The organism is Streptococcus raffinosi, from assembly GCF_030284685.1.
GTDB classification, from domain to species: domain Bacteria; phylum Bacillota; class Bacilli; order Lactobacillales; family Streptococcaceae; genus Streptococcus; species Streptococcus raffinosi.
On the sequence record NZ_JASUZV010000006.1, the window covers coordinates 82,573 to 103,093 of the forward strand.

General features: G+C 41.2%; 19 protein-coding genes and 1 tRNA gene. 19 read left to right on the plus strand and 1 reads right to left on the minus strand.

Features of this window, described 5'->3' with window-relative positions; all coding sequences use genetic code 11:
- Positions 1–2: 2 nt before the first annotated feature.
- The 18 genes from atpA to QRD39_RS05415 all read left to right on the plus strand — a co-directional run bounded on the left by atpA (position 3) and on the right by QRD39_RS05415 (position 17,837).
- A complete protein-coding gene (gene atpA / locus QRD39_RS05330) occupies positions 3–1,508 on the plus strand; it encodes a F0F1 ATP synthase subunit alpha (RefSeq protein WP_008533963.1) in 1,506 nt (501 codons plus the stop codon).
- An 18-nt stretch (positions 1,509–1,526) separates the two neighbouring features.
- Positions 1,527–2,405, plus strand: coding sequence for a F0F1 ATP synthase subunit gamma (locus QRD39_RS05335; RefSeq protein WP_002887573.1), 879 nt, complete (start codon positions 1,527–1,529; stop codon positions 2,403–2,405).
- 75 nt (positions 2,406–2,480) lie between these two features.
- Entirely contained in the window at positions 2,481–3,887 is a 1,407-nt protein-coding gene (gene atpD / locus QRD39_RS05340) for a F0F1 ATP synthase subunit beta (RefSeq protein ID WP_002887574.1), read from the plus strand.
- Positions 3,888–3,899: 12 nt separating this feature from the next.
- Entirely contained in the window at positions 3,900–4,316 is a 417-nt protein-coding gene (locus tag QRD39_RS05345; protein WP_002887575.1) for a F0F1 ATP synthase subunit epsilon, read from the plus strand.
- A gap of 266 nt (positions 4,317–4,582) precedes the next feature.
- On the plus strand, positions 4,583–5,863 hold the full coding sequence (gene ftsW / locus QRD39_RS05350) for a cell division peptidoglycan polymerase FtsW (protein WP_021152232.1): 1,281 nt from the start codon (positions 4,583–4,585) through the stop codon (positions 5,861–5,863).
- A gap of 243 nt (positions 5,864–6,106) precedes the next feature.
- On the plus strand, positions 6,107–7,303 hold the full coding sequence (tuf, locus tag QRD39_RS05355) for an elongation factor Tu (RefSeq protein ID WP_002887576.1): 1,197 nt from the start codon (positions 6,107–6,109) through the stop codon (positions 7,301–7,303).
- 252 nt (positions 7,304–7,555) lie between these two features.
- The gene (tpiA, locus tag QRD39_RS05360) at positions 7,556–8,314 is read left to right on the plus strand and encodes a triose-phosphate isomerase (protein WP_002887577.1); all 759 of its coding nucleotides are present in this window, start codon (positions 7,556–7,558) and stop codon (positions 8,312–8,314) included.
- Positions 8,315–8,708: 394 nt separating this feature from the next.
- A complete protein-coding gene (tkt, locus tag QRD39_RS05365) occupies positions 8,709–10,694 on the plus strand; it encodes a transketolase (RefSeq protein WP_285955911.1) in 1,986 nt (661 codons plus the stop codon).
- A gap of 104 nt (positions 10,695–10,798) precedes the next feature.
- A tRNA-Thr gene (locus QRD39_RS05370) sits at positions 10,799–10,871 on the plus strand.
- A 146-nt stretch (positions 10,872–11,017) separates the two neighbouring features.
- Positions 11,018–11,647, plus strand: a complete 630-nt coding sequence (tmk, locus tag QRD39_RS05375) for a dTMP kinase (protein ID WP_285955912.1) — start codon at positions 11,018–11,020, stop codon at positions 11,645–11,647.
- 8 nt (positions 11,648–11,655) lie between these two features.
- Positions 11,656–12,531, plus strand: coding sequence for a DNA polymerase III subunit delta' (locus QRD39_RS05380; RefSeq protein WP_021145882.1), 876 nt, complete (start codon positions 11,656–11,658; stop codon positions 12,529–12,531).
- On the plus strand, positions 12,528–13,334 hold the full coding sequence (gene ricT / locus QRD39_RS05385) for a regulatory iron-sulfur-containing complex subunit RicT (protein WP_002887581.1): 807 nt from the start codon (positions 12,528–12,530) through the stop codon (positions 13,332–13,334). Before QRD39_RS05380 ends, ricT begins: the two co-directional genes overlap by 4 nt.
- Entirely contained in the window at positions 13,321–13,641 is a 321-nt protein-coding gene (gene yabA, locus QRD39_RS05390; RefSeq protein WP_002887582.1) for a DNA replication initiation control protein YabA, read from the plus strand. The genes ricT and yabA overlap by 14 nt, the downstream gene beginning before the upstream one ends.
- A gap of 2 nt (positions 13,642–13,643) precedes the next feature.
- A complete protein-coding gene (gene rsmI / locus QRD39_RS05395; RefSeq protein ID WP_143568204.1) occupies positions 13,644–14,510 on the plus strand; it encodes a 16S rRNA (cytidine(1402)-2'-O)-methyltransferase in 867 nt (288 codons plus the stop codon).
- A gap of 139 nt (positions 14,511–14,649) precedes the next feature.
- Entirely contained in the window at positions 14,650–15,885 is a 1,236-nt protein-coding gene (locus tag QRD39_RS05400; protein ID WP_285955913.1) for an ammonium transporter, read from the plus strand.
- A 10-nt stretch (positions 15,886–15,895) separates the two neighbouring features.
- Positions 15,896–16,237: a P-II family nitrogen regulator gene (locus tag QRD39_RS05405; RefSeq protein WP_021152223.1), complete on the plus strand. Its 342-nt coding sequence runs from the start codon at positions 15,896–15,898 to the stop codon at positions 16,235–16,237.
- A 98-nt stretch (positions 16,238–16,335) separates the two neighbouring features.
- Positions 16,336–16,992, plus strand: coding sequence for a glycoside hydrolase family 73 protein (locus QRD39_RS05410; protein WP_008533977.1), 657 nt, complete (start codon positions 16,336–16,338; stop codon positions 16,990–16,992).
- A gap of 23 nt (positions 16,993–17,015) precedes the next feature.
- Positions 17,016–17,837 carry a Cof-type HAD-IIB family hydrolase gene (locus QRD39_RS05415; protein ID WP_285955914.1) on the plus strand — a complete coding sequence of 274 codons (822 nt, stop codon included), beginning with the start codon at positions 17,016–17,018 and terminating at the stop codon, positions 17,835–17,837.
- Positions 17,838–17,855: 18 nt separating this feature from the next.
- On the opposite strand, the gene QRD39_RS05420 is transcribed toward QRD39_RS05415, so the two are convergent.
- On the minus strand, positions 17,856–18,362 hold the full coding sequence (locus QRD39_RS05420; RefSeq protein ID WP_008533980.1) for a YgjV family protein: 507 nt from the start codon (positions 18,360–18,362) through the stop codon (positions 17,856–17,858).
- Between the two features lie 448 nt (positions 18,363–18,810).
- Here QRD39_RS05420 and QRD39_RS05425 point away from each other — a divergent pair, with 448 nt between their 5' ends.
- Positions 18,811–20,442, plus strand: a complete 1,632-nt coding sequence (locus QRD39_RS05425) for a Na/Pi cotransporter family protein (RefSeq protein ID WP_021145875.1) — start codon at positions 18,811–18,813, stop codon at positions 20,440–20,442.
- Positions 20,443–20,521 lie beyond the last annotated feature (79 nt).

The following is a 20,521-nucleotide window of genomic DNA, read 5'->3' on the forward strand; positions in this document are numbered from 1 at the left end:
TTTTGGCAATTAACGCACAAGAAATTAGCGCTTTAATTAAAAAGCAAATTGAAAACTTCCAGCCAAACTTTGACGTCACTGAAACTGGTGTCGTCACCTATATCGGTGACGGTATCGCACGTGCTCGTGGTCTTGATAATGCCATGAGTGGTGAGTTGCTCGAATTTGAAAATGGTGCCTATGGTATGGCCCAAAACCTTGAAACTAATGATGTTGGTATCATTATCTTGGGGGATTTCGTTGCAATTCGTGAAGGTGATATTGTTAAACGTACTGGAAAAATCATGGAAGTTCCAGTTGGTGAAGCCCTTATTGGTCGTGTAGTAAACCCACTTGGGCAACCAGTTGATGGTCTTGGTGACATCGAAACAACAGGTTTCCGTCCAGTTGAAACACCTGCTCCAGGTGTTATGCAACGTAAATCAGTTTCTGAACCATTGCAAACTGGTCTTAAGGCCATCGATGCCTTGGTTCCAATTGGACGTGGTCAACGTGAATTGGTTATCGGGGACCGTCAAACTGGTAAAACGTCAGTAGCCATTGATGCAATCTTGAACCAAAAAGGTCAAGATATGATCTGTATCTACGTGGCTATTGGTCAAAAAGAATCAACTGTCCGTACACAAGTAGAAACGCTTCGTAAACATGGTGCTCTTGATTACACAATCGTTGTGACTGCCTCTGCATCACAACCATCACCATTGCTTTACATTGCGCCTTACGCTGGTGTAGCAATGGCCGAAGAGTTTATGTATAATGGCAAACACGTCTTGATTGTTTATGATGATTTATCTAAACAAGCCGTGGCTTATCGTGAACTTTCATTGCTTCTCCGTCGTCCACCAGGTCGTGAAGCTTATCCAGGGGATGTCTTCTATCTCCACTCACGTCTTTTGGAACGTTCAGCTAAGGTTTCAGATGATCTTGGTGGTGGTTCAATCACTGCCTTGCCAATTATCCAAACGCAAGCCGGAGATATCTCAGCTTATATCGCAACAAACGTTATTTCTATCACAGATGGACAAATCTTCTTGCAAGAAAACTTGTTTAATTCAGGTATTCGTCCAGCCATTGATGCAGGTTCTTCTGTATCACGTGTAGGTGGATCAGCGCAAATCAAAGCGATGAAGAAGGTTGCAGGTACGCTTCGTCTTGACTTGGCTTCATATCGTGAACTTGAAGCCTTTACGCAATTTGGTTCAGATTTGGATGCTGCGACTCAAGCGAAATTGAACCGTGGTCGTCGTACAATCGAAGTTTTGAAACAACCGCTTCATAAGCCACTTCCAGTTGAGAAACAAGTTGTTATCCTTTACGCTTTGACACACGGTTTCTTGGATAGTGTTCCGGTTGATCAAATCTTGGATTTTGAAGAAGCACTTTATGACTACTTTGATAGCCATCATGAAGACGTCTTTGAAACTATCCGTAAAACTAAGGATCTTCCTGAGGAATCTGTACTTGATGAAGCTATCCAAGCTTTCAAAGATCAGTCAGAATACAAATAGAAATAGGGAGGACAGCATATGGCAGGCTCTCTAAGAGAAATCCAAGCAAAAATTGCTTCAACTAAGAAAACGAGTCAAATCACAGGAGCCATGCAAATGGTTTCTGCCTCAAAATTGACACGTTCTGAGCAAGCTGCTAAAGATTTCCAAATCTATGCCTCAAAAATTAGACAGATCACAACAGATCTTCTACATTCAGAATTGATTAATGGTTCGTCAAATCCAATGTTGGATGCACGTCCAGTTCGTAAGACAGGTTACATTGTCATTACTTCAGATAAGGGATTGGTTGGAGGTTACAATTCAACAATTCTTAAAGCTGTTTTGGACATGATTAAGCGTGACCATGATTCTGAAGATGAATATGCTATCATTTCTATTGGTGGAACAGGGTCTGATTTCTTCAAAGCCCGTAACATGAATGTTGCTTTTGAACTTCGAGGCCTTGAAGATCAACCTAGTTTTGATCAAGTCGGTAAAATCATTTCCAAAGCTGTAGGAATGTATCAAAACGAACTGTTTGATGAACTTTATGTGTGTTACAACCACCACGTCAACAGTTTGACTAGTGAAGTTCGTGTGGAACAAATGCTTCCTATTGCTGATTTGGATCCTAATGAATCTGAAGGTCATGTATTGACCAAATTTGAGTTGGAACCAGATCGTGATACTATTTTGGATCAACTCTTACCGCAGTATGCTGAGAGTCTTATCTACGGTGCTATCGTAGATGCCAAAACAGCTGAGCATGCAGCTGGTATGACTGCAATGCAGACTGCCACTGATAATGCTAAGAATGTGATTAACGATTTGACAATCCAATACAACCGTGCGCGTCAAGCTGCCATCACTCAGGAAATCACTGAAATTGTTGGTGGTGCTAGTGCACTTGAATAGCTAAAGATTTGTCTTATTTGACATACAAGAAAAAGGGATGATTGTCATCCAGAAAACTATCATAAGGAGAAAACAATGAGCTCAGGCAAAATTGCTCAGGTTGTTGGTCCTGTTGTAGACGTAGCGTTTGCAGCTGGTGAAAAGCTTCCTGAGATTAACAATGCATTGGTCGTTTACACTGATGAAGAAAAGTCTAAACGTATCGTGCTCGAAGTAGCTCTTGAACTTGGAGAAGGTGTGGTTCGTACCATTGCCATGGAATCTACTGATGGATTGACTCGTGGACTAGAAGTTCTGGACACAGGTCGTCCAATCAGTGTTCCAGTTGGTAAGGATACTCTTGGACGTGTCTTTAACGTCCTTGGTGATACGATTGACTTGGATGCACCTTTTGCAGATGATGCAGAGCGTGAACCAATTCATAAGAAAGCACCAACCTTTGATGAATTGTCAACATCTACTGAAATCCTTGAAACAGGGATTAAAGTTATCGACTTACTTGCCCCTTACCTTAAAGGTGGTAAAGTCGGACTTTTCGGTGGTGCCGGTGTTGGTAAAACCGTTCTTATTCAAGAGTTGATTCACAACATCGCCCAAGAGCACGGTGGTATTTCCGTGTTTACAGGTGTTGGTGAACGTACACGTGAAGGTAATGACCTTTACTGGGAAATGAAAGAATCAGGCGTTATCGAGAAAACAGCCATGGTCTTTGGACAAATGAATGAACCACCTGGAGCACGTATGCGTGTTGCCCTTACTGGTTTGACAATTGCGGAATACTTCCGTGATGTTGAAGGTCAAGACGTGCTTCTCTTCATCGATAACATCTTCCGTTTCACTCAAGCAGGTTCTGAGGTTTCTGCCCTTCTTGGTCGTATGCCATCAGCCGTTGGTTATCAACCAACACTTGCTACTGAAATGGGTCAATTGCAAGAACGTATCACATCAACTAAAAAAGGTTCTGTTACATCAATCCAAGCCATCTATGTTCCAGCCGATGACTATACTGACCCAGCGCCAGCTACAGCATTTGCTCACTTGGATTCAACAACTAACCTTGAACGTAAGTTGACACAAATGGGTATCTACCCAGCCGTTGACCCATTGGCATCAAGTTCACGTGCCCTTTCACCTGAAATTGTTGGTGAAGAACACTATGCTGTTGCGACTGAAGTTCAACGTGTGCTTCAACGTTACCGTGAATTGCAAGATATTATCGCTATCCTTGGTATGGATGAATTGTCAGACGAAGAAAAGACATTGGTTGGACGTGCACGTCGTATCCAATTCTTCTTGTCACAAAACTTCAACGTTGCTGAACAGTTCACAGGTCAACCAGGTTCTTATGTACCAGTTGCTGAAACTGTTCGTAGCTTTAAAGAAATTCTTGAAGGTAAGTATGACAATCTTCCTGAAGATGCCTTCCGTAGCGTAGGCCCAATTGAGGATGTAGTAGCCAAAGCTAAAGAAATGGGCTACTAATGAGGTGAAGATATGGCACAAATGACCGTACAAGTGGTAACTCCAGATGGTCTTAAATACGACCACCACGCCAACTTTATCCATGCGGTTACTAAAGATGGTCAAATTGGTATTTTGCCAGGCCATATTAACTTGATTGCACCACTTGAAGTGGATGAACTCAAGGTTCGTCGTGTGGATGATGAAAACCACGTTGACTGGATTGCCGTAAATGGTGGTATTATTGAAGTCAAAGATGACCTCATTACTATCGTTGCCGATTCAGCTGAACGTGAACGCGACATTGACGTTTCTCGTGCCGAACGTGCCAAGCAACGTGCCGAACGTGACTTGGAAGAAGCAACTAAATCTGATCGTGTTGACGAAGTTCAACGTGCTCAAGTTGCTCTTCGTAGAGCACTTAACCGTATCAGTGTCGGTACTAAATAAGAGTAAAGAAAACGAGACTTTGTTCTCGTTTTTTTATATGAGTTAAAAGAGTGCGGTGTTGATTGAAGACTATAGAGCTGTATTAGTAAGAGTTGCATCAAAAAGGCTTTATTATAAGGTGATTTGAAAAAAATTTAATGTTTGAAAACGGTTAATTAAGCTTTTGCTTTAGTTTAAGGTATCAAAGTGTTATAATATAAGCTGTTAGCTTTGTGTTTTTTGTAAACTATAGAGTGACGTAATAGAAAGTATGAGTTTTTTAAGATATGAAAATTGAAAAGAAGCATCTTTTGGACTATACCATCTTAATACCTTATTTAATCTTATCCGTAGTCGGTCTGATTGTGGTATATTCAACGACGAGTGCTCGTTTAGTAAGTTTTGGTGCTAACCCATTTGCATCCGTCATCAACCAAGGAGTCTTTTGGCTAGTGTCCTTATTTTTTATCTTTTTCATCTATCGGTTGAAATTGAATTTCCTCAGAAAAGATAAAGTTTTAGGAACCGTTATTTTATTTGAAGTTCTTCTTCTGGTTGTTGCTAAGTTTTTTACCAAAGAAATTAATGGTGCTAATGGGTGGATTGTACTTGGTCCCTTGTCATTCCAGCCAGCAGAGTACCTTAAGATTATTGTAGTTTGGTTTTTAGCACACACATTTTCAAAGAAACAGTCTGCGATAGAACGCTATGATTATCAGGCCTTAACTAAGAATAGATGGATCCCTAGAAAACGTAGTCAACTTAATGACTGGCGGTATTATTTATTGGTTATGATTGGCTTAGTTGCCATCCAACCTGACTTGGGGAATGCGGCCATTATTGTATTAACAACGGTTATTATGTTCTCAATTTCAGGGGTTGGGTATCGCTGGTTTACAGCTCTTTTTGCTAGTATTGTTGGTCTGTCATCTGCATTTCTGGGACTAATCGCTTTGGTTGGGGTAAAAACCATGTCCAAAGTACCAATCTTTGGTTATGTTGCCAAGCGTTTTGCAGCCTATTTCAATCCTTTTAAGGATTTAACCGGTTCAGGTCTTCAGTTATCCCATTCTTATTATGCTATGAGTAATGGGGGTTGGTTCGGTCTTGGCCTTGGAAATTCAATTGAGAAAACAGGTTATCTACCGGAAGCTACAACTGACTTTGTCTTTTCAATTGTTATCGAAGAATTAGGTCTTATTGGTGCAGGTTTAATCCTTGCTCTCCTTTTCTTCCTCATTCTTCGGATTATGATTGTAGGGGTTAAGGCTAGAAATCCATTTAACTCTATGATGGCTCTTGGCGTCGGATCCCTTCTGCTTATGCAGGTTTTTGTCAATATCGGAGGAATCTCAGGTTTGATTCCATCCACAGGGGTTACCTTCCCTTTCCTTTCACAAGGTGGTAACTCGCTTTTAGTGACATCAGTCGGGATTGCTTTTGTCTTGAATATTGCTGCTAACGAAAAGCGTGACAATATTGTTCAAGCCATTGAAGAAGAGTTGAGCCAGACACAGGAATTAGAAAAACAAGACGAAAAAATAGTACCTCTAAGAAGAAGCCGTTGAAGTTCGGCTTCTTTTTGCATGTAGGTAAAGAAGATAGATGATATAAGGGTGTCAGTAATGTAATGGTACGAGAGTATCATCTCTTAATGAAAAATTCAAGATGGCTTCTAAATAAAAAGAAAATCTGAAAACCATATAAAATACTTGCAATTCTATGACATTTTGATAGAATAGTAGAGTAAAGTTAGACTGTATTGCCTACTGTCTATCTATAAAATATATTTTATTGGAGGCTTTTCCTAAATGGCAAAAGAAAAATACGATCGTAGTAAACCACACGTTAACATTGGTACAATTGGACACGTTGACCACGGTAAAACTACTTTGACAGCTGCTATCACAACTGTTTTGGCACGTCGTCTTCCAAGCTCAGTCAACACACCAAAAGACTACGCTTCAATTGACGCTGCTCCAGAAGAACGCGAACGCGGTATCACAATCAACACTGCACACGTTGAGTACGAAACTGCTAAACGTCACTACGCTCACATTGATGCGCCAGGACACGCGGACTACGTTAAAAACATGATCACTGGTGCCGCTCAAATGGACGGTGCGATCCTTGTAGTAGCTTCTACTGATGGACCAATGCCACAAACACGTGAACACATCCTTCTTTCACGTCAGGTTGGTGTTAAACACTTGATCGTCTTCATGAACAAAGTTGACTTGGTTGACGATGAAGAGTTGCTTGAATTGGTTGAAATGGAAATCCGTGACCTTCTTTCAGAATACGATTTCCCAGGTGATGAAATCCCAGTTATCCAAGGTTCAGCACTTAAAGCTCTTGAAGGTGATACTAAATACGAAGATATCATCATGGAATTGATGGATACTGTTGACGATTACATTCCAGAACCAGAACGTGACACTGATAAACCATTGTTGCTTCCAGTCGAAGATGTATTCTCAATCACTGGTCGTGGTACTGTTGCTTCAGGACGTATCGACCGTGGTGTTGTTCGTGTCAATGACGAAGTTGAAATCGTTGGTATCAAGGAAAAAATCCAAAAAGCAGTTGTTACTGGTGTTGAAATGTTCCGTAAACAACTTGACGAAGGTATTGCCGGTGATAACGTCGGTGTCCTTCTTCGTGGTATCCAACGTGATGAAATTGAACGTGGTCAAGTATTGGCTGCTCCTGGTTCAATCCACCCACACACTAAATTCAAAGGTGAAGTTTACATCCTTTCTAAAGAAGAAGGTGGACGTCACACTCCATTCTTCAACAACTACCGTCCACAGTTCTACTTCCGTACAACTGACGTAACAGGTTCTATCGAACTTCCTGCAGGTACTGAAATGGTTATGCCTGGTGATAACGTGACTATCGATGTTGAATTGATTCACCCAATCGCCGTTGAACAAGGTACAACATTCTCTATCCGTGAAGGTGGACGTACTGTTGGTTCAGGTATCGTATCTGAAATCGAAGCTTAATTAATATTAAGTTCCCAATACAATTATTCGTCAGACAATAATTGAGAGAGTCGAGTTTACTCGGCTCTTTTTGGTTTTTTATTACCTTTTTGATGTTCTTCTTATGAAAGTATCTTAGAAGAGAAGTAGTTTAGTAGGTCATTAGTCGGTATGAAGTGGCTATAGTTTTCGGAATTTTCCTAAAATCCTAGTAATAGTAGGGGATTTGTGATAGAATAAACTTGTAAATAAATAGAAGAAGAGGTATGTGAAATGTCACGTAAACCATTTATCGCTGGTAACTGGAAAATGAACAAAAATCCAGAAGAAGCAAAAGCATTTGTTGAAGCTGTAGCATCAAAACTTCCTTCATCTGATCTTGTTGAAGCTGGTATTGCGGCTCCTGCCGTTGACTTGACAGCTGTTCTTGCTGCTGCTAAAGGTTCAAACCTTAAAGTTGCTGCGCAAAACACTTACTTTGAAAATGCTGGTGCCTTTACTGGTGAAACTAGCCCACAAGTTTTGAAAGAAATCGGTACTGACTATGTTGTTATCGGTCACTCAGAACGTCGTGACTACTTCCACGAAACTGATGAAGACATCAACAAAAAAGCAAAAGCAATCTTTGCTAATGGCATGCTTCCAATCATTTGTTGTGGTGAAACACTTGAAACTTATGAAGCTGGTAAAGCTGCAGAATTCGTAGGTGCTCAAGTTTCAGCTGCTTTGGCTGGTTTGACTGCTGAACAAGTAGCTTCAACAGTTATCGCTTACGAACCAATCTGGGCTATCGGTACTGGTAAATCAGCTTCACAAGACGATGCACAAAAAATGTGTAAAGTTGTTCGTGATGTTGTTGCTGCTGACTTCGGTCAAGAAGTTGCTGACAAAGTACGTGTTCAATACGGTGGTTCAGTTAAACCTGAAAACGTTGCAGAATACATGGCTTGTCCAGATGTAGACGGAGCTCTTGTAGGTGGTGCATCACTTCAAGCTGATAGCTTCTTGGCATTGCTTGACTTCGTTAAATAATCTTTTATAAAGTCGAGGTTTCCTCGGCTTTTTCTTATGTCTTGGAAAGCCACGCTGTTGCTATAGGGTTTCGTATCGGGTGGGGGATCAATGATAGCATTATGCTTTTAACTTGAAAATCAATTTATCTACTGATTTATCACTTAAAGGATCCTTGATTTTTTATAATCAATTCAATCGTGTTTCCAAAACGTCATTCTATCCATATACAAAAAATGCCACTTTGTAAATCGGATAAAGAAGGTCTAGTCATAAATGAACTTAAGCCTTTTCAAATAGAATTGAATCGCCCAAATAGTCAGATAATGTGCTATAATAAAGGCAGTATAACTAGAGCACAGACCCTAAGTGTTTATTTGCTCTGCATTGTCCAAGAAGAGGAGAATTAGAAATCATGACTTTTGATGCTATTGACCAAATGGCGGTCAGCACTATTCGTTCGCTTTCAATTGAGGCTATTCAAGCCGCAAATTCAGGACACCCTGGTCTTCCTATGGGTGCAGCGCCAATGGCCTACGTACTTTGGAACCATGTAATGAATGTTAATCCAAAGACTAGCCGTAATTGGACAAACCGTGACCGTTTTGTCCTTTCTGCAGGTCATGGTTCTGCTTTGCTTTATAGTTTATTGCACCTTTCTGGCTATAAGGTGACAATGGATGATTTGAAAAACTTCCGTCAATGGGGATCTAAGACTCCAGGACACCCTGAAGTTAATCATACTGATGGTGTTGAAGCTACTTCAGGACCTCTTGGTCAAGGGATTGCTAATGCTGTTGGTATGGCCATGGCTGAAACGCATTTGGCTGCTAAATTCAACAAACCTGGTTTTGATATTGTTGACCATTATACTTATGCCCTACATGGCGATGGCTGTTTGATGGAAGGTGTTTCTCAAGAAGCTGCCAGTCTTGCTGGTCACCTTAAACTTGGCAAATTGGTTCTTCTTTACGATTCAAACGATATTTCACTGGATGGTCCGACATCAATGGCTTTCACTGAAGACGTTAAGGCTAAATTTGAAGCTTATGGTTGGCAACACATTCTTGTTAAAGATGGAAATGATTTGGAAGCTATTGCTAAAGCTATTGAAGAAGCTAAAGCAGAGACAGATAAACCATCTATCATCGAAGTAAAAACTATTATCGGTTATGGAGCTGAAGGACAAGGAACGTCAGCTGTTCACGGTGCACCGATTGGTCAAGAAGGTATTGATCATGCCAAAAGCGTGTACGGCTATGATGCACCTGCCTTCACTGTTCCTGACGAAGTAGCTCGTCGTTTTCAAGCTGGTATTAAGTTCCGTGGTGAAGCTGCTGAAAATGCTTGGCAAACTAAATTTGCTGAATATGAAGTTGCCTACCCAGAGTTAGCTGCTGAATACAAGGCTGCTTTTGCAAATGAGTCAGCAACTGTTGAATTGAACACTCATGAACTTGGCACAGCTGTAGCTAGTCGTGTGTCAAGCCAACAAGCTATCCAACAAATTTCTGAACAAGTTCCTTCATTCTGGGGTGGTTCTGCAGACCTTTCAGCTTCAAACAATACCATGGTTAAGGCTGAGTCTGATTTCCAAGCAGACAACTATGCTGGACGTAATATCTGGTTTGGTGTGCGTGAATTTGCTATGGCTGCAGCGATGAATGGTATTGCTCTTCATGGTGGTACTCGTGTTTATGGTGGTACTTTCTTCGTCTTCTCAAACTACTTGCTTCCAGCGGTACGTATGGCAGCTCTTCAAAACCTGCCAGTAACTTATGTAATGACACACGACTCAGTAGCAGTTGGTGAAGATGGACCTACTCACGAACCAATCGAACAATTGGCAAGTGTGCGTTCAATGCCTAACCTTAACGTTATCCGTCCTGCAGATGGTAATGAAACTAATGCTGCGTGGAAACGTGCTTTGGCTGAGACTGAACGTCCAACAATGCTTGTCTTGACACGTCAAAACTTGCCAGTCCTTGATGGTACAGCTGAAAATGCTGAAGCTGGTGTCAATAAAGGGGCTTATATCATATCAGAAGCTAAAGGTAATCTTGATGGTATCATCATTGCCACTGGTTCTGAGGTGAAATTGGCTCTTGATACACAAGCTGCTCTTGAAGCTGAAGGTATTCATGTTCGTGTCGTATCTATGCCATCACAAAATCTCTTTGATGAGCAAGATGCTGCTTATAAAGAAGAAGTCCTTCCAGCTGCTGTGACAAAACGTTTGGCTATTGAAGCTGGAACTAGCTTTGGTTGGGGCAAATACGTTGGTCTTGCAGGCAAAACACTTACTATCGATACTTGGGGTGCCTCAGCACCTGGCGACCGTATCTTTAAGGAGTATGGTTTCACTGTTGAAAATGCAAGTCAACTATATAAATCATTGTAAGAAACGAAAGAACTTGGCTAGTCCGAGTTCTTTTTCATGTCAATGTGATGTGATATTACATAGCGCTTGACATTTTGGGAGAGAGTGCTAAAATGACTGTGTTAGCCGATTTAGCTCAGTTGGTAGAGCAACGCACTCGTAACGCGTAGGTCACAGGTTCGATCCCTGCAATCGGCATGGTTTGAAGCATTCGAGATGTGTAATGGGAGTCTTTATAGACTTCTTTTTTAATATAGTTTTCAATGCTCTATAATAATTTTGGGAATGTTCATTTAAGCTAAAATTTGATAAAATAGAAGATAATAAAAAATAAAGGAAGTATCATGTCAAAAGGGTTATTAATCTCAATCGAAGGGCCAGATGGGGCTGGGAAGACCTCAGTTTTAGAGGCACTCTTACCTCGTTTAAAAGAAGTTTACCCTGGTCAGGTTATAACGACACGTGAGCCGGGTGGGGTGGCTATTTCAGAGCAAATCCGTGAGGTTATTTTGGATGTAGATAATACGGCTATGGATGCTAAGACAGAGCTCTTGCTCTATATAGCTGCCCGTCGTCAACATCTGGTCGAAAAGGTTCTTCCAGAGCTAGAAAAAGGCAATATGGTTATCATGGATCGTTTTATTGATTCATCGGTTGCCTATCAAGGTGCTGGTCGTGGCTTGGAACAGACTGAGATTGCTTGGTTAAATGCCTATGCGACGGATGGTCATAAGCCTGATGTCACTTTGTTGTTTGATGTGGATTCCGAAACTGGCTTGAAACGTATTGCAGCAAATGGTGAGCGTGAAGTTAATCGTTTGGATTTGGAAAAGCTTGATATGCATCAACGTGTTCGTAAAGGTTATTTAGACTTGGCTATGGTCGAATCAGAACGGATCAAGTTGATTGATGCTTCGCAACCCTTTGATAAAGTGATAGAGGATGCTTGGCAAATTATCAAAAGCTATTTGTAAGGAGCAAAATGAAATTAGCTGAAAGTCAGAGCAAGCTGTTCGAAGAATTTTCACAAATTATCAGAGAAAATCGTTTGAGTCATGCCTATCTATTCTCGGGTGATTTCGGAAGTTTCGATATGGCTATTTGGCTGGCACAGAGTCGTTTTTGTCTGACGCCTGAAGATGGTTTACCTTGCGGTAACTGTCGTCCCTGTCGCTTGATTGCACAAGGGGAGTTTTCGGATGTTAAATTGGTGGAACCTCAAGGGCAACTTATTAAGACAGATACGATTCGGCAGTTGACCAGAGAGTTTAGTCAATCAAGTTTTGAAGGACAGGCTCAGGTTTTTATCATTCGTGATGCAGATAAGATGCATGTCAATGCGGCCAATAGTCTTTTGAAGTTTATTGAGGAGCCCCAGAGTCAGATTTACATTTTTCTCTTGACGGCTGATGATAGTCGTATCTTACCGACGATTAAAAGTCGAGCGCAACTCTTTTATTTTCCTAAGAATCGGGCCTATTTGGAGGACTTGTTACAGAGGGAAGGCCTGTTACTTAGTCAAGCTAAGGTCTTGGCAGACTTTGCCAAGGATGAAGCTCAAGCTTTGCACTTAGCTAAGGATAATAAGGCTCTTGATTTGATTAACGCAGTGGAGCGTTTGACACAGTCCTTGCTGGCTAATCAAGATTTGCTTTATTTGGACCTTGCAAAATTGGCTGTTCAGTGTGGTGAAAAGTCAGAGCAAGAGATGGTTTGGGATTTCTTAACTTATCAATTGGGGAAGGATATACAAAATCCAAAAGCAAGACGATGGCTTGAATTGGTTTATGAGGCCCGTAACATGTGGCTAGCCAATGTCAGCTTTCAAAATGCATTGGAGTATATGGTATTATCATGACAGAGGTCATTGGAATCAAATTTGAAGAAAATGGAATGGTAGAATACGTCATTCCAGATAGACACTACGCCAAAGATGACTTTGTGGTCGTTTTGGAAAAAAAGGATAAGCGTTTGGCTCAGGTGGTCGTGGAGAATACTGATTTTCCTGAGGTTAGTCTACCTAATGATCTGAATCGGGTTGAAAGACTAGCTGAGGAGGGGGACTTAGCTAGATATAATGACAACCTTTTGAAGGCTGAAAAGAGTATGGCTGTTGTGGCTGACTTAATTCTTCAAAATCAGCTGGAGATGAAGGTGGTTGATATCATCTTTCCTTTAAATGGTTCTTATGTGCTGATTAATTTTGTGGCTGAAAAGCGAGTGGATTTCCGTCAGTTACTAAAGGATTTGGCAGCTTATTTTAAAACACGTATTGAGCTCCACCAAATTTCGAGTCGTGAGGAGTCGAAAATTTATGGTGGTTTAGGACCTTGTGGGCGTGCCCTGTGTTGCTCTAGTTTTTTGGGCGAATTCCCACCAGTATCTATTAAAATGGCTAAAAATCAGAGTTTGTCCTTAAATTCTGGTAAGATGAACGGTCTTTGTGGGCGTCTCATGTGTTGTCTCAGTTATGAAGATGACTTTTACAGAGATAGTAAGGCGAGTTATCCTGATTTAGGTGATGAAATTGAAACCAAGGATGGCAAAGGGCATGTTGTTGCTATTGACGTGATTGCAAGGACTATTAAGGTTGCATTTGATAAGGGGCGTGCTCCCCTAACCTATGGAGTGGAGGAAGTTCAGCTAAATGGAAAAGCGTGAATTGTATGATAAATTTGAGGAATTATCACAAAATTTGATGTCTATGTTGGCAGAAGTTGAGGCAATTAAGGCGAACTTCTCAGGCATTCTTGATGAAAATACAGCTCTTAAGTTGGAAAACGACAAGTTGCGTGAGCACTTGAGTCAAGTGGTTCAAGAAGAAACGGGCACGAAAATGTCTCATGGTAAGGTTAATCTCGAGGCGATTTATGATGATGGCTTCCATATTTGCCCAGATTTTTATGGTCAACGTCGTGATAATAATGAAGCCTGTGGCTTCTGTGCGGAATTGTTGTACGGAGATTAAAGATGCAGGTTCAAAAGAGTTTTAAGGGGCAGTCTCATTATGGTACCCTCTATCTTGTCCCAACTCCTATTGGAAATTTACAGGATATGACCTTTCGCAGCGTTCAAACTCTCAAAGATGTCGATCTTATTTGTGCGGAGGACACGCGCAATACGGGGCTATTACTCAAACATTTTGAGATTGAGACCAAGCAGTATTCTTTTCACGAGCATAATGCTTATGAGAAAATTCCGGATTTATTGGAGCGCTTGAAGTCAGGGCTTTCCCTGGCTCAGGTCTCAGATGCTGGTATGCCTTCCATTTCGGATCCTGGACATGATTTGGTTAAAGCTGCTATTGCTGAGGATATTCCTGTGGTGGCCTTACCTGGTGCATCAGCTGGGATTACAGCCTTGATTGCCAGTGGTTTGGCACCTCAGCCTCATATTTTTTATGGCTTTCTTCCTCGTAAAAAGGGTCAGCAGCTTGATTTCTTCAAGGGAAAATTGTCTTATCCTGAGACGCAGATTTTCTATGAGTCACCTTATCGTGTAGCTGATACTCTTGAAAATATGCGTGAGGTTTATGGCAATCGTCAGCTGACTCTAGTTCGAGAACTGACCAAGCTTTACGAAGAGTACCAGCGAGGTAGCATCTCCGAAATTTTGGATTATATTGCAACAAATCCTCTCAAGGGGGAATGTTTGCTGATTGTAGCTGGTGCATCGGATGAAGAAAGGGAAGAAAACCTGACATCAGATGTTACTCCAATTGAGGCTGTTGAAGCTTTAATTGCTTCCGGTATGAAGCCTAATCAAGCTATAAAAACGGTTGCCAAAGAGCGAAAACTAAATAGACAAGAGCTTTATAATCTCTTTCATGGGGTCTAAGAAGCTCTTTTTTTGTGGCGACATAAGATGTCAGAAAAGAAAGAATTATCAAAAAATTCCATAAATAAACTTGTAGACTCTTTATTTTTGTGTTATATTATCTAACATAAAAATAATTCCTTTGGATTGGAGTGGTTTCATGGATACAGGTAGTAGTGCCTTTATATTGATATGTTCAGCCATGGTGTGCTTGATGACACCAGCTTTGGCCTTCTTCTATGGTGGCCTTGGGCGTCGAAAAAATGTCATTAATACCATGATGATGTCTGTTCTTCCCTTAGCAATTGCTTCCCTCTTGTGGGTTGTTACTGGTTATTCACTTTCTTTTGGGGGGCATGGCTATTTCTTTGGGAATATTAGTCATCTCTTTTTACACGGTGTTTCTGAAACGGCTTCAAGTCGTGGTCTAGCCATTCCTGATCTCTTATTTGCGGCTTTTCAGATGATGTTTTCCATTATCTGTGTGGCGATTTTGACAGGTTCAGTAGTAGGGCGTATGCGCTTTACTCCTTTAGCTATTTTTGTAGTCTTTTGGCTACTTTTGGTCTATTATCCTTTTGCACATATGGTATGGGGAGACGGAATTCTTGCCAAGTGGGGGACAATTGACTTTGCGGGTGGTGATGTGGTTCACATTACTTCTGGTGTTTCAGCTCTGGTTTTGGCAATTGTTGTTGGGAAACGTCGTGACTATGGCATCTTAGAGCACCGTCCTCATAATGTTCCTTTTGTTCTGTTGGGAGCGGGTCTTCTGTGGTTTGGCTGGTTTGGTTTCAATGCAGGCTCAGCCCTAGCAGCCAATGGCTTAGCAGTTCATGCTCTTGTGACCACACATGTTTCTGCAGCAGCTGCCATGTTTTCATGGCTAGCTCTTGAAAAATATGTGACAGGTCATCCATCCTTGGTCGGTGGTTCGACTGGTTTAGTAGCCGGACTTGTTGCCATCACACCTGGAGCTGGTTTCGTTTCCATCTGGAGTGCCATTCTAATTGGAGCTATGGTTAGTCCGGTTTGTTTCTATGCCATTTCTGTCTTGAAAAAACGTTTTGCCTATGATGATGCTTTGGATGCTTTTGGTTGCCACGGTGTCGGAGGTATCTTTGGTGGTTTGGTTACAGCTATTTTTACAACACCAAATCTAGCCCTAGATAAGGCTAATGTTGGACTCATCTATGGGAATGCACGTTTGTTTTTGGTGACAGTTTTGGCCATTATTTTCACAGCTACTTGGTCGGGGCTGGTAACCTATGGTATCATAAAAGTAATTGCCCATTATATGCCTTTACGTGTCAGTGACCGTGATGAAGCTATTGGTCTTGATGACTGTGAACACAAGGAAACAGCTTATCCAACCTTTATGGGTATGGATTCGTAGGAGGATACTGATGAAAAAAATAGAAGCGATTATTCGTTCGGACAAATTGGAAGATTTGAAAAATGCCTTGACTGGTAGTGGTTTAGCCAAGGGAATGACTGTAAGTCAGGTCTTGGGGTATGGAACTCAACGTGGCTTTGCGGAGTTCGTTCGTGGACAACGGATTGTTCCGACCTTATTGGCCAAGGTTAAGGTGGAAATAGTAGTCAAAGACCTGGCAGTTGATGAAGTTGTTGATGCTATCCGTGGTGCTGTGGCGACGGGTGAAGTCGGTGATGGGAAGATTTTTATTGTTCCTATTGATGATGTCATTCGTATTCGTACTGGCGAACGGGGTGGAGACGCTATTTAATGTCATATTGGATTAGGGCTTAAACCAGTTGGTTTGGGCCTTTTTTGTTGATTTTTGGTATACTAAAAGAGATTATTAAGGATGAAGGGGGTGACTGATTGGCAAAAGGAAAAAAGAAAAGCAGGTCGAAAGCTAAATTTAAGAAGACTAAGAAGAAAAAGAAGTCTTTTCTGCTTTTTCCTAGAGTTTTACAGAAATGGAGCCTGATCATTATTGGCTTACTTGCTTTGCTTGGGCTTCTAGCTAGTTTGAATTTTCCAAAGTTGACAATGGAAAAGAATATGACGTCTACAGATGAGACGACAGTTGCTTTTATTGCTGAGATTGGAGAGACTTCACGCTATTTAGCAGCGAAAAACGATCTTTATGCCTCAGTCATGATTGCCCAGGCCATCCTAGAATCGGACTCGGGACAGTCACAATTAAGTCAAAAGCCTTCCTACAATTTCTTTGGAATTAAAGGAGAATACAATGGTCAAAGTGTAACGCTACCGACCTGGGAGGATGATGGTAAGGGAAATCCCTACCATATCGATGCTGCCTTTCGTTCCTATGGCTCCGTTGAGAATTCGCTGCAGGACTATGTGGACTTTCTCGAGGGAAGCTACTATGTGGGAGTACACCGCTCCAAAACGAGAAGTTATAAAGATGCAACAGCGGCCCTAACAGGCGTTTATGCCACTGACACGACTTATGGTGATAAGTTGAACAGCATCATTGAACAATATCAGTTAACTATTTATGACACTTATTAGAGTCAAAGGAGAATAAGAAAAATATGAATCAGAACCAAGTGAAACTCATTGCCATTGATATGGATGGTACACTCTTAGACAGTCAAAAAGAGATACCTGTAGAAAACATTCAGGCTATTCAGGAAGCCGCTGCGGCAGGTATTAAGATTGTCCTTTGTACGGGTCGTCCACGTTCAGGCATTGTTCCCCATTTTGAAAAATTGGGTCTTAGTGAAGAAGAGTACATTATCATGAACAACGGTTGTTCGACCTATGAAACTAAAAATTGGACCCTGCTTCAATATGAAAGCTTATCTCATACGGAGTTGGAAGACCTTTTTCAAGTGAGTAAGGATTTTCCAGACGTAACTCTAACCTTGACAGGTGAAAAAACCTACTATGTTGTTGGTAATGAAGTGCCTGATTTAGTTGCCTATGATGCTGGGACAGTCTATATGGTGGCTGAGGCCAAATCTTTGGAAGAAATTTTTGCGGAAGGTCAGGTCATTTTTGAAGCCATGTATATGGCGGAATCTAAACCGCTTGATGACTTCCAAAATGCAATGGAAGAAAGTCTTAGTCAGCACTATAGTACGGTTCGCAGTCAAGACTATATCTTTGAAATTATGCCACAAGGAGCAACCAAGGCCAGTGGACTGAAGCATTTAGCTGAAAAGTTGGGGATTGATCCCGAACAGATTATGGCTTTGGGAGATGCGGCCAATGATATTGAAATGCTTGAATTTGTTGGTCAGAGCGTTGCTATGGGAAATGCTAGTGATGACATCAAGTCTTTGAGTAAATATGTAACCTTGACAAATGACCAGGCAGGTGTGGCCCACGCTATTCGTACTTGGGCGTTATAAGAAAAAGACCTTTAGCTTCTATCTGCTAAAGGTTTTTCGATTTCGGATAATGGCAATGAGAGTGGTTAGCGTGATGGTGATGTCTGTGATGGCAGCGGGATAAGCCTTAATGGTCAAATCGTATATTAGCCAGAGTAACATATTCTCAATAATGACCCAGCGAAGCCACTGAAGGTTTCGTGTGATGGCAATGGCTAGACTATAAGAAACTGAAGAGATAATCGGCAAATAGCCAATAAGTCCAAGCTGATTGAGATAGGATCCTACGATGATTTGAATAATGATGAGGATGGTCAAGATAGTCTTGGTCATCTTCTTTTTGACCATCAGGCTATTTCGAATGATGGAAATACTGATGGTTAAAGCCCCAGTATAGCCACCCAATAAGAGGTTGGCAGTGGCAGTGAAAATGTAGTCGGTAATTTGCCAGACGAGCATCTTATTTTTTGATTTTGCAAAAGAGGATATGGCGACACAGAGAGCTCCGATGGCTGAGAATACTTGTGCTAGAAGGTAGATTGTCATGATGTCACTTCCAATTTTTGCCTTTATTATATCACAAGAAAGAAGGATTTATTTCAAGAATATTTATCGGTTATTTATAAGTCTCGAAAGATGTAGTGATAACTGAAAAAACATCGCCAACGGATGATGGTACTGCTATGGTAGTTTTCATTTATGGAATTCTCAAAACACTGCTAGTAATGTTTTTCAATTGTCTTTGCTTGAAACCTGGTGACAAGTATCAAAGAAAAAAAACAGTATATTCGAGACGGGCCTTGATGGATTTCTGATATGAGTAATAGTGGTGTTAGACATCATGAACATGAGAGTTAAATGAGATATCTAAGAAGGTCAGATTTTCTTGGTTTCTTTCTATTATTTTGAGGAAAAGCCTTGTTTATTCCCTAATAAATAGATACAATAGAAAGGTCGGTTTTACCGAAAATTTTTGAATAATGAGGACAAAAATGTGTCAGTAAATTGGCAAGATATTGTGTTTTCTTTCCTCGGTGGTTTGGGACTCTTCCTTTTCAGTATTAAGTACATGGGGGATGGTCTTCAACAGGCAGCCGGTGATAAGTTACGCTTTTACATCGATAAGTATACCAGTAATCCTTTTTTAGGGGTCTTGATTGGTATTGTCATGACGGCCTTGATTCAGTCAAGTTCAGGGGTAACCGTTATCGTCGTAGGTCTGGTTTCGGCAGGACTTTTGAGTCTTCGTCAGGCTATTGGAATTGTCATGGGGGCAAATATCGGGACAACCGTAACTTCCTTCATGATTGGTTTCAAGCTAGGTGATTATGCTCTTCCGGTGCTTTTCATTGGGGCGGCGCTTCTCTTCTTTACGAGTAATAAGAAGCTCAACAACCTAGGTCGTATCTTGTTTGGTGTGGGTGGAATCTTCTTTGCCCTTAACCTAATGGGAGATGCGGTAGAGCCTTTGAAGTCCGTCACAGCCTTTAAAGACTACTTGGCAACTTTAGGTGACCGCCCAATCATGGGAGTCATCATTGGTGCTGGTTTGACCATGTTGATTCAGTCTTCGGCAGCTACCATTGGTATTCTTCAGAGCCTTTATTCAGGTGGTTTGCTTGATTTGCAAGGTGCCCTTCCAATCCTCTTCGGGGACAATATCGGAACAACTATAACAGCGGTTCTTGCGGCTCTTGGTTCCAATATTGCGGCCAAGCGTGTGGCAGGGGCTCACGTACTCTTTAATGTCATTGGAACGGTCTTGTGTTTGATTCTCTTGGTGCCATTCACAGCTTTAATTCAATGGTTCAAGTCTGTACTTGGTTTGACACCAGAGATGACAATTGCCTTTGCCCACGGTACTTTCAACATTGCCAATACTATTGTTCAGTTCCCATTCATCGGGGTTTTAGCTTACTTGGTAACTAAGATCATCCCTGGTGAGGACGAAGTTAATAAGTACAAAGCACTTTATTTGGACCGTTTGCTTATCACGCAAGCACCAGCCATTGCCCTTGGTAATGCCAAGAAAGAATTGGTGCATTTGGCATCATATGCTATCCAGTCTTTGGAAGCTTCATACGCTTTCTTTGATAAAGGGGATGAAAAATACTTTGACAAGGTTGAAAAATATGAAACAGCTGTTAATAGTATTGACGAAGAGTTGACAACTTACTTGATTGATATTTCTAACGAGTCACTTAGTGTTTCTGAAAATGAAATCTTGGCAAGTGTCCTGGATTCTGTTCGTGATTTGGAACGTATTGGTGACCTTGCAGTCGCTAGTGCTAGTCTTTCACAACACATTCATAGCAAGGGAATTGAATTCTCTGAAACAGCCAAGGCGGAACTTGCGGATGTCTATAACCGCACTCATCGTATTATACTTGACAGTATTCGTGTTGTTGTGGACGACGATAAGGTGCTTGCTGGTCAAGTTATCCTTCGTCATGAAGAGTTGGAAAAACTTGCAAAACAATTGCGTAAGATTCATACCAAACGTCTTAATAATGGTGAATGTACTGCGCAGGCAGGTATCAACTATGTTGATTACTTATCGCATTACACACGTATCGCAGACCATGCCATCAACCTTGTTGAAAAGGTTACAGAAGGTGTGATTTAATATGGAAAGTCGAGAACTTTTCTCGGCTTTTTTGGTATAATGAAGGCGTATTGAGAACATAGAAAATTGATGAGAGGTA

Bases quoted from the DNA above. Each gene is read 5' to 3' on its own strand.
- QRD39_RS05335 (WP_002887573.1), top strand. From the start codon at position 1,527: ATGGCAGGCTCTCTAAGAGAAATCCAAGCAAAAATTGCTTCAACTAAG.
- atpD (WP_002887574.1), top strand. From the start codon at position 2,481: ATGAGCTCAGGCAAAATTGCTCAGGTTGTTGGTCCTGTTGTAGACGTA.
- QRD39_RS05345 (WP_002887575.1), top strand. From the start codon at position 3,900: ATGGCACAAATGACCGTACAAGTGGTAACTCCAGATGGTCTTAAATAC.
- ftsW (WP_021152232.1), top strand. From the start codon at position 4,583: ATGAAAATTGAAAAGAAGCATCTTTTGGACTATACCATCTTAATACCT.
- tuf (WP_002887576.1), top strand. From the start codon at position 6,107: ATGGCAAAAGAAAAATACGATCGTAGTAAACCACACGTTAACATTGGT.
- tpiA (WP_002887577.1), top strand. From the start codon at position 7,556: ATGTCACGTAAACCATTTATCGCTGGTAACTGGAAAATGAACAAAAAT.
- tkt (WP_285955911.1), top strand. From the start codon at position 8,709: ATGACTTTTGATGCTATTGACCAAATGGCGGTCAGCACTATTCGTTCG.
- tmk (WP_285955912.1), top strand. From the start codon at position 11,018: ATGTCAAAAGGGTTATTAATCTCAATCGAAGGGCCAGATGGGGCTGGG.
- QRD39_RS05380 (WP_021145882.1), top strand. From the start codon at position 11,656: ATGAAATTAGCTGAAAGTCAGAGCAAGCTGTTCGAAGAATTTTCACAA.
- ricT (WP_002887581.1), top strand. From the start codon at position 12,528: ATGACAGAGGTCATTGGAATCAAATTTGAAGAAAATGGAATGGTAGAA.
- yabA (WP_002887582.1), top strand. From the start codon at position 13,321: ATGGAAAAGCGTGAATTGTATGATAAATTTGAGGAATTATCACAAAAT.
- rsmI (WP_143568204.1), top strand. From the start codon at position 13,644: ATGCAGGTTCAAAAGAGTTTTAAGGGGCAGTCTCATTATGGTACCCTC.
- QRD39_RS05400 (WP_285955913.1), top strand. From the start codon at position 14,650: ATGGATACAGGTAGTAGTGCCTTTATATTGATATGTTCAGCCATGGTG.
- QRD39_RS05405 (WP_021152223.1), top strand. From the start codon at position 15,896: ATGAAAAAAATAGAAGCGATTATTCGTTCGGACAAATTGGAAGATTTG.
- QRD39_RS05415 (WP_285955914.1), top strand. From the start codon at position 17,016: ATGAATCAGAACCAAGTGAAACTCATTGCCATTGATATGGATGGTACA.
- QRD39_RS05420 (WP_008533980.1), bottom strand. From the start codon at position 18,362: ATGACAATCTACCTTCTAGCACAAGTATTCTCAGCCATCGGAGCTCTC.